Genomic DNA, 9,448 nt, shown 5'->3' on the forward strand with positions numbered 1-9,448 from the left:
GGAATCTTGTGCATCGTCTTGCTGATGGTTTCGAGAAACTTGATCTGCATCTTCACGTCGATCGTATCGTGTTCGAAATCGATGTGCCCCTTGCCGAAGATGTTCGCGCTGGGGCCGTTGACCACGATTTCGTCGAAATGGAAAACCGGGGCTTTGTACCGGTACTTCACGAACCCTTTCTTGATTTTGAATCCCTTGTTGCTGAAGCCGGGGTTTTTCAGCATCAAAATGGCGGGGACGGAGTTGAGAGTGGCCAGGATATTGTTGTAGATGGGACTTTTTGCCCACAGGGTGTCTCTGAAGGTGACGGTTCCGTTGATGTCGTCCACTTTTCCGACGGCGTCGAAATCGAAATAGCCCCCATAGAGGTCCTTCAGCGCCGGAATGCCGTGGATCACCCTGTCGGGCAGATGTTTCCCCACGATTTTCACGTCGTCGTTATAGACGATGGCCCGGATCTCTCCTTCGCCGTGTTTGGACTCGAAGAGTACCGAGAAGGGATGCTCGGTCGTGATTTTGACCTGAAAACTGTCGCATGGAATGTATGCGAAAGTGGTATAGAGGGTGCTCTCTTTTGCATGGATTCGGATGAGTCGCGACGAGATTCGGGAATCTTCCGTCCTTTCACGCTTCTGCAGGTAGGGGCGAAGGAGTTTTCGAAGCTCCATGATATGGACGTCGACCTTTTCGAAATCGATCGTGGTGAGCTTCTCTCTTTGTACCAGGGTGATGTTGTCGTTGAATTTCGCCACCGTTTTGGAAGGGGTCATGTGGATATCGATGTCGAAACTTTCGATCGGCCGGCCGTCGTGGCTGAGGATTTTGTTGCGATAGATCACTTTCCCTCCGGCATCGATCACTTTTTTGGCGACGCCGATATGGAGGTTGCCGCTTTCGACGGGAGTGAGAGGGCCCCGCAGGTAGGGTTTCACTTTTCCCAGATCCATAAGAGATAGACGCAGCGCACCGCCCGGCCTGTAGGTCAGCCGCATGGAAAGATCGGGTACTTCGAAGAGGATCTCCTTTCTGAAATCCATCGTCACGTGTAGCGGCTTTTGACGCATCTGCAGAAGTTCCACCCCGCCGGAGTTTTTGTAGACGAGAGTTTGGATAACCGGGTGGAAATCTCCATGTTTTTCGGCCAGATCGATCGTACCTTTCAGATCTGCGTCGAGATAGGGTTTCAGACGGATACGGCAGGAGTCGATCGTGATATCGGTATCTTTCGAGACGACATGGAGGTTTTCGACAGGTACCGGTATCACGTTGTCGAAGAGAAGCTCCGCGCTTTCGCTTCTATAATCGCCCCGGTAGGAGACGATCTTTCCGTCGACCAGCGCGACGGTCAGATCGACTTTGGCATCCATGACTCCTTTGGTCTGGACGAAGGGGACGGGAATCCTGTAGGCGTTCAAGATCCTGCGAATCGACTCGTCGAACCGGTCTTTGACGACGATGTGGGCGTCGAGCTCCGTCTTTCCTCCGCTTCCGAGGAGATTGCGTATGCGCACGTAACTGCCGTCGAGCTTTTTCTTCCGGTAGACGGGATGGTGGAGTTTGAAGCCCAGTACGTCGTTTCGGTAGGTGATGTCGATCCGTTTCGTTGCGACGGGGGGAACTTTCGGATGAAAATGGATCTTCGCGTCGTAGGCCGATGCGGCACCTTCCACTTTTCTGGGATCGAGTCTGACCGCCCCGTTTTTCCCGAGTGCGATCTCTCCTTTGAGGTAGTGCAGGATATATCTTTTTGCGGGGATCTTCGGATAGATCCAGACTTTGACGGGTTCGGGCGGAGCGAGATAGTCCACCAGAGGTTTGATGGAGTCGGTCATATCCGTATTGACGATGAAGCGGATCTTTTGATCCTTTTCCCAGACCAGAAAGTTGCCCGTGACGTTGAGCCCTTCGAATTTCCCTTCCCCCTTCCAGACGGCGTTGCGGCCGTCGTAGGCGAATTTTCCCTTGATCGAAAGGTCGGGTTCGACGAAGTAGAGTGTGGCGATTTTCGCGAAGAGCACTTTTTGCCGCTCGTCGTAGTAGATCTGTGTGGCGAGCTGGAGCTTGTCGGTCTCGACATAGAAGACGTCGTCGTAAAAGAGAAGATGCACGGTCTCCTTCGGTGTGACGATGTCGTTGATCTGGATCGATTCGAAAAAGTGGGGGAGATAGCGCAGGGCGCTCCCGATCCGCTCCATCTCCTGGATCGAACTATGTTCTTCGCTTTCGCCGCCTATTTCGATGCGGTCGATCTCGATGATGAGCTTTTTATCCAATTTAATGTAAAATTCACTGATTTTAAGACCCGGAAGATCGATATGGGGTATTTTCAGACCGTTAGCGAGGACGACAGCCAGAATGATGAACAGAAGCAGAATGGTAAAGAGGATTTTCAAAAGTGTCGAGTGGACGATCCTGGCTGTCGTTATTATCATCGTATCGCTTGCCTATTATCTGATGCAGCCGGTCAAAAGCAGTCGGGTACTCTATCTGCCCTCCGGCACGGGGGCTACGATTATATCATATCTGCATCGCGGCGGCATCGACGTCAACAGGCTCGATCGCCATCTTCTGCGCTTTTTCGGCTATCCCCAGCAGGGGTGGATCGACATCGGCACGACGAGGCTCACGAAAGCCGATTTTCTCTACAGAGTGACCCACGCCAAAGCGGCGATGACCGAGATCACGCTGATACCCGGCGAGACACGGGTCATCTTTTTCGACACGCTGGCCAAAGAGCTGGGGCTCGATCGAAAAAAGCTGGAAACGGCCTATGAAAAGTACGCCCCCTATCCGGACGGTGTGATATGGCCCGATACCTATTACATTCCGATCGGCATCACCGAAGAGCATCTGGTCTACTATCTCGTGAAAAGATCGATGCAGCGCCACAAAGAGCTCTCGAAGAAGTTTTTCGGCATCTACAACGAGAAAAATTGGTTTCGATATGTAACGATCGCGTCGATAATCCAGAAAGAGGCGGCGGACGAGAGCGAGATGCCGATCGTCTCGGCGGTCATCTACAACCGTATCAAAAAGCGGATGCCCCTGCAGATGGACGGTGCGCTCAATTATGGAAAATATTCCCACGTCAAAGTGACGAAAAGACGTATCGAAGAGGATAGAACCCGTTTCAACACCTACAGATACGCGGGTCTGCCTCCCTATCCCGTCGGAAGTGTCTCGCTCGAGGCGATCAAGGCGGCGATCAAACCGGCCAAAGTGGACTACCTCTATTTCGTGAAAGGAAAAGATGGAAAGCACATTTTTACGAAGCGTTACAAAACCCATCTCCGAAATATCAAAAGTGTGAATAAATGAAACATCGTCCTTTCTAATTTTTTCGAATGCGTGCCATTTATGCCTTACTAAAAGAGTTGGTTGCTACTATAAAGGTTATAAACACAAACCAAGAAGGAGAAACCATGGCATCCAATCCGACCATTGTCTGGACGAAAATCGACGAGGCTCCTGCTCTCGCGACATACTCACTGTTTCCTATCGTCAAAAATTTCGCAAAGAAGGCGGGAGTGGACGTCGAGCAGCGCGACATCTCTCTGGCCGGACGTGTCATCGCGACGTTCGCCGACTACCTGAGCGAAGATCAGCGTATCGAAGACGAACTGGCCAAACTCGGCGAACTGGTTAAAAAACCCGAAGCCAACATCATCAAGCTTCCGAACATTTCGGCCTCCATTCCCCAGCTCAAAGAGTGTATCGCCGAGCTTCAGGCGCAGGGTTACAAACTTCCCGACTATCCGGAAGATCCCCAGACCGACGCGGAAAAAGAGATTCAGGCACGCTACGCCACATGTCTCGGTTCCGCCGTCAACCCGGTTCTGCGTGAAGGAAACTCCGACCGACGTGCCGCACCCGCGGTGAAAAGGTTCGCACAGAAGCATCCCCACCGCCTCAAGCCTTTCGATCCGAACTGCAAAGCGTATGTCGCCCATATGGAAGAGAACGACTTCTACGCCAACGAGCAGTCCGTCATCATGGAAAAGGGTGGCAAAGTCACGATCGAACTCAACGGAAAGGTTCTCAAAGAGCTGACCGATGTCGAAGACGGTGAGCAGCTCTCCGCAAGCTTCCTCGGCGCGGCGGAACTCGACAAGTTCCTCGCCCAGACCGTCGAAGACGCCAAAGAGAAAGATCTGCTCTGGTCGATCCACCTCAAAGCGACAATGATGAAGGTTTCCGACCCGATCATGTTCGGTCAGGCCGTCAAAGTCTTCTTCAAAGAGGTTTTCGAGAAGTATGCCAAAGAGTTCGAAGAGATCGGTGTCAATCCCGACCTGGGACTGGGCGACCTCTACAAGAAACTTCAGAAACTCCCCGACGAGAAGCGCGGCGAGATCGAACTGGCGATCTTCGAAACCTACAAGAACCGCCCGAACATCGCGATGGTCGACAGCGACAAAGGTATCACCAACCTTCACGCCTCCAACGACATCATCATCGACGCCTCCATGCCTCCGGTCATCCGCGAAGGCGGAAAGATGTGGAACAAGGACGGCGAGCTTCAGGAGTGCGTCGCTGTTATCCCCGACAGAACCTACGCACGTATGTATAAAGAGATTCTCGAAGACTGCAAGCGTGAAGGTCAGTTCGACGTCACGACGATGGGTCACGTCAGCAACGTCGGCCTGATGGCGAAAAAAGCCGAAGAGTACGGTTCTCATCCGACCACTTTCAAAATCGCCGAGGACGGTGTCGTCGAAGTCAAGGACGAAAACGGCAACGTACTGATGAAACACGAAGTGAAAAAAGGTGACATCTGGAGACTCTACCGTGTCAAGGAGATCGCAGTCAAAGACTGGATCCGACTGGCTCACGAGCGCGGCAAACTGACCGGTGATCCGATCGTCTTCTGGCTCGACAGCAACCGTGCCCACGATGCCAACCTGATCAAGCGTGTCGTCGAGGAACTTCCCCAGTATCTCGAAAAAGAGCCGGTCGAGTACCATATCATGGCACCCGAACTGGCGATGAAGTACACACTGAAGCGTACACGAGCGGGCCTCAACACGATCAGCGTCACCGGAAACGTCCTGCGTGACTACCTGACGGACCTCTTCCCGATCCTCGAACTGGGAACGAGCGCGAAGATGATGTCGATCGTACCTCTTCTCGCCGGCGGCGGACTCTTCGAAACGGGTGCGGGCGGTTCCGCTCCGAAGCACGTCGAGCAGTTCCTCAAAGAGGGACACCTCCGATGGGACAGCCTGGGCGAGTTCCTGGCACTCGCCGAATCTCTGCGCATGATCGCACAGAAAAAAGGCGACGACAAGATCATGGAGATGGCCAAAGCCCTCGACAAAGCCAACGAAGCCTACCTCGACAACGACAACGCGCCGAGCCGCAAATGCTGCGAGCCCGACAACAAAGCGAGCCACTTCTATCTGGCCAAATACTGGGCGGAGGCGCTCGCTGCAAGCAGCGACAAAGAGTTCGCCGATATGTTCGCTCCGATCGCCAAAGCTCTCGAAGAGAACGAAAAACAGATTCTCGACGAAATGCTCGCCATGGAAGGCAAAGAGCAGGATATCGGCGGATACTACCATCCGGACGATGCCAAAGCCGAAAAGGCGATGCGACCGAGTGAAACACTCAACAAAATTATCGATTCCATCGCATAATTTTCTCCGCACCTCCGGGTGCGGGCAGGATAGGTGAGTAAAACTTCGAGCCTTTTGAAGTTTTATTCGTTTATCTTTATCAACAACTTCTGAAGTCTCCTTTTCGGCAGGCTGGAAAATTTACATTAAGGATTGCCAATGGGAAAAGGAAAACGAGTCGGTATCGTCGGAGCCGGAAATGTCGGTTCGACAGCCGCGTTTATTCTTGCCATGAATGGCTCGTGCCATGAAATCATACTCAGAGACAACAAGATCGATATCGCCAAGGGCAAAGCCCTCGATATGAGCCAGGCTGCCGCCGCGGCACGAAGCCACACGATCGTATCGGTCGCGGAAGAGCCCCATCAGCTGGCCGACTGCGACGTCGTCGTCGTGACGGCGGGAAGCCCGAGACTTCCCGGCATGAGCCGGGACGACCTGCTGCTGACCAACGCCGAAATCACCCGCGAAGTTGTCAACGATATCAAAACCTACTCCCCCAACGCCATCATCATCATGGTCTCCAATCCGCTGGACGCCATGACCTATGTGGCATTGAAAGAGAGTGGTTTCGAGCGTCACAGGGTCCTGGGAATGGCCGGCATTCTCGACAGTTCGCGAATGGCCTATTTCATCCAGGAGAAGCTCGGTTACGGCGCCGGCCAGATCCGCGCTTCCGTCATGGGCGGTCACGGTGACGATATGGTGCCCCTGCCGCGTTACTCCACCGTCGCCGGCGTCCCGCTCAACGATCTTCTGACGGACGAAGAGATCGACGAGATCGTCGAGCGAACCAAGCACGGAGGCGCCGAGATCGTCAACTATCTCAAGACAGGTTCGGCCTACTACGCGCCCGGCAAGTCGGCCGTCATCATGGTCGAGGCGATTTTGAAGGATACGAAGCAGATCTATCCCTGTGCCGTCTATCTCGACGGAGAGTACGGTTACAGCGACGTGGTCAGCGGCGTACCGGTCAGTATCGGTGCCGACGGTGCGGAGGAGATCATCAACATCTCCCTCAACGCATGTGAGCGGAAAATGTTCAAAAAATCGGTCGAATCGGTCAGGCAATTGATCGATACGCTGGAAAAACACAACTTTTTTGGAGAGAAACGATGAGAGAAATAGCATACGACGACATCGTCAAAGCGGTCAAGAACATGGTCATCCACACGGCGACGAATCTGCCGGAGGATGCTTTGAAGAAGCTCAAGGAAGCCCACGAAAAAGAGAAGAGCCCGGTCGCCAGGAAGGTTCTCGAGCAGCTCCTCGAAAACGCCGAGATCGCCCGAACCGAAAAGCGACCTCTCTGTCAGGATACGGGATTGGCCGTCTATTTCGTCAAGGTCGGCCAGGATGTCCACGTCACAGGCGGTACACTGACCGACGCGATCAACAAGGGCACGGAAGAGGGCTACATCGAGGGCTACCTTCGCGCCTCCACCTGTGACTGCTTCACCCGCGCCAACCTCAAAGACGTCATCGGCTACAACCTGCCGGCGGTCATCCACTACGACATCGTCGAAGGGGACAAGATCGAGATCGAATACGCGGCCAAGGGGGGCGGAAGCGAAAACGTCAGCCGCGCCCGCGTTCTGGCACCGGCGCAGGGACCTCAGGGGGTCATCGATTTCGTCAAGGAGGTGATCTCCGAAGCGGGTCCGAACCCCTGTCCTCCGATCATCGTCGGTGTCGGCATCGGCGGTACTTTCGAGAAAGCGGCGATTTCGAGCAAATACGCCCTTTTCCGTGAAGCGGGCAAACCCAATCCCGATCCGGCTGTCGCGGAGTTCGAAAAAGAGCTGCTCTACGAGCTCAACAAACTGGGTATCGGTGCCATGGGAATGGGCGGTACGGAGACGGTTCTGGCGGTTCATGTCGAGAAAAATCCGTGCCACATCGCTTCGCTTCCGGTCAGTGTCAACGTCCAGTGCCACAGCAGCCGACACAATCACGTAACGCTTTAAGGATTTGCCATGAGTCAAGTACACTATCTTACAACACCACTTACGGATGAAGATATCATGAATCTCAAAGCCGGAGATATCGTCTATCTCTCCGGTACGATCTTCACGGCCCGGGATGCGGCCCACAAACGTCTCGTCGATCTGATCGAGAACAAAGAGGAGCTTCCCTTCCAGCTCGACGGTGCCGTCATCTACTTCGTCGGACCGACACCTCCGAAACCGGGCGAGCCGATCGGCAGCGCGGGCCCTACGACGAGCTACCGCATGGACAGCTATTCGCCTACACTCATCAAGCACGGACTCAAAGGGATGATCGGAAAGGGCAAACGCAACCAGGCGGTCAAGGATGCCTGCAAAGAGTACAAAGCGGTCTACTTCGGCGCCACGGGCGGAGCGGGCGCGCTTCTTGGCAAACTGATCAAAGAAGCGAAAGTGATCGCCTACGAGGAGCTGGGACCCGAAGCGATCCGCATGCTGAAAGTGGAGAACTTCCCGGTGACGGTGATCAACGACGCCTACGGTCGCGATCTCTACGAAGAGGGTCGCAAGCAGTACGAAGTCAAAGACTGAAAAAACCAAATAAAGAAAGGGAAACAACATGAACATTCATGAGTATCAGGCGAAAGAGATTTTTCGTGAGTACGGTGTTCCTGTACCGCGCGGTCAGGTAGCCTTCAGCGTCGACGAAGCGGTCGATGCGGCCAAAGCGCTCGGAGGAAATATCTGGGTCGTCAAGGCGCAGATCCATGCGGGCGGCCGCGGACTGGGCGGCGGTGTCAAGCTGGCCAAATCGATCGACGAGGTCAGACACTGGGCCGATCAGATACTCGGCATGACGCTGGTGACGCACCAGACGGGACCGGAAGGGAAACTGGTCCAGAAAGTCTACATCGAAGAGGGTGCGGACATCGCGAAAGAGTACTATCTGGGTATGCTTCTCGATCGTGCAGCCGAAATGCCTGTCATGATGGCTTCTACGGAAGGCGGAATGGAGATCGAGAAGGTCGCGGCCGAGACTCCCGAAAAGATCGTCAAGGTCAATATCGATCCGGCCATCGGCTTCCAGGGCTTCCACGGACGCAAACTGGCTTTCGGTCTGGGACTCGCCAAAGAGGAGATCGGACCTTTCATCAAGTTCGCCCAGGCCCTCTACAAGGTCTATATGGACAAAGACGCCGAAATGATCGAGATCAACCCGCTTATCAAGACGGGCGACGGCAAATTCCTCGCACTCGATGCGAAGATGGGCTTCGACGACAACGCTCTGGGACGCCATCCCGACATCCATGAGATGCGAGATCTCAGCGAAGAGGAACCGACCGAAGTCGAGGCGAAACAGCATGGCCTCAGCTACATCAAACTCGATGGCAACGTCGGATGTATGGTCAACGGTGCAGGTCTTGCGATGGCGACGATGGATATCATCAAGCACGAAGGGGGCGAGCCGGCCAACTTCCTCGACGTGGGTGGCGGAGCGAATCCCGAAACGGTCGCGAAGGGTTTCGAGATCATCCTCAAAGACCCCAACGTCAAAGCGATCTTCGTCAACATCTTCGGCGGTATCGTCCGATGCGACCGTGTCGCCAACGGTATTCTGGAAGCGACCAAGATCACCGATGTCAACGTTCCCGTCGTCGTCCGACTCGACGGTACCAACGCGGAAGAGGCGGCAGAGATTCTCAAAAATGCCGGTATCAAAAACATCATTTCAGCGACCGACCTGGCAGACGGAGCCAAAAAAGCGGTCGAAGCAGCGAAATAAGGGAGGTATAGAACAATGAGTATTCTCGTCAACAAAGACACCAAAGTCATCGTCCAGGGATTTACCGGTAAAGAGGGAACGTTCCACGCCTCCCAGTGTATCGA

The 9,448-nt window shown here is 54.2% G+C and carries 7 protein-coding genes and 1 pseudogene; 7 read left to right on the forward strand and 1 reads right to left on the reverse strand.

Going from position 1 to position 9,448, the window contains the following annotated elements; translation table 11 throughout:
- The coding region (locus Q1K23_RS05640; RefSeq protein ID WP_300363151.1) for an AsmA-like C-terminal domain-containing protein at nt 1-2,432 on the reverse strand (2,432 nt) is incomplete at its 3' end.
- Here Q1K23_RS05640 and mltG point away from each other — a divergent pair.
- The 7 genes and pseudogenes from mltG to Q1K23_RS05675 all read left to right on the forward strand — a co-directional run.
- A complete protein-coding gene (mltG, locus tag Q1K23_RS05645; RefSeq protein ID WP_300363153.1) occupies nt 2,374-3,318 on the forward strand; it encodes an endolytic transglycosylase MltG in 945 nt (314 codons plus the stop codon). The two genes, Q1K23_RS05640 and mltG, sit on opposite strands and share 59 nt — an antisense overlap.
- 104 nt (nt 3,319-3,422) lie before the next feature.
- Complete coding sequence (locus Q1K23_RS05650) at nt 3,423-5,636, forward strand: NADP-dependent isocitrate dehydrogenase (protein ID WP_300363154.1); 2,214 nt, start codon at nt 3,423-3,425, stop codon at nt 5,634-5,636.
- 138 nt (nt 5,637-5,774) lie between these two features.
- Nucleotides 5,775-6,734 carry a malate dehydrogenase gene (gene mdh, locus Q1K23_RS05655; RefSeq protein ID WP_300363156.1) on the forward strand — a complete coding sequence of 320 codons (960 nt, stop codon included), beginning with the start codon at nt 5,775-5,777 and terminating at the stop codon, nt 6,732-6,734.
- A complete protein-coding gene (locus Q1K23_RS05660) occupies nt 6,731-7,582 on the forward strand; it encodes a fumarate hydratase (protein WP_300363157.1) in 852 nt (283 codons plus the stop codon). Before mdh ends, Q1K23_RS05660 begins: the two co-directional genes overlap by 4 nt.
- Before the next feature lie 9 nt (nt 7,583-7,591).
- A complete protein-coding gene (locus Q1K23_RS05665) occupies nt 7,592-8,152 on the forward strand; it encodes a Fe-S-containing hydro-lyase (RefSeq protein ID WP_300363159.1) in 561 nt (186 codons plus the stop codon).
- 28 nt (nt 8,153-8,180) lie between these two features.
- Nucleotides 8,181-9,344: an ADP-forming succinate--CoA ligase subunit beta gene (gene sucC, locus Q1K23_RS05670; protein ID WP_300363161.1), complete on the forward strand. Its 1,164-nt coding sequence runs from the start codon at nt 8,181-8,183 to the stop codon at nt 9,342-9,344.
- 15 nt (nt 9,345-9,359) lie between these two features.
- Nucleotides 9,360-9,448: pseudogene (locus Q1K23_RS05675) on the forward strand (succinate--CoA ligase subunit alpha); the annotation flags it as partial.

Source organism: Hydrogenimonas sp. (assembly GCF_029933015.1).
Lineage (GTDB): Bacteria > Campylobacterota > Campylobacteria > Campylobacterales > Hydrogenimonadaceae > Hydrogenimonas.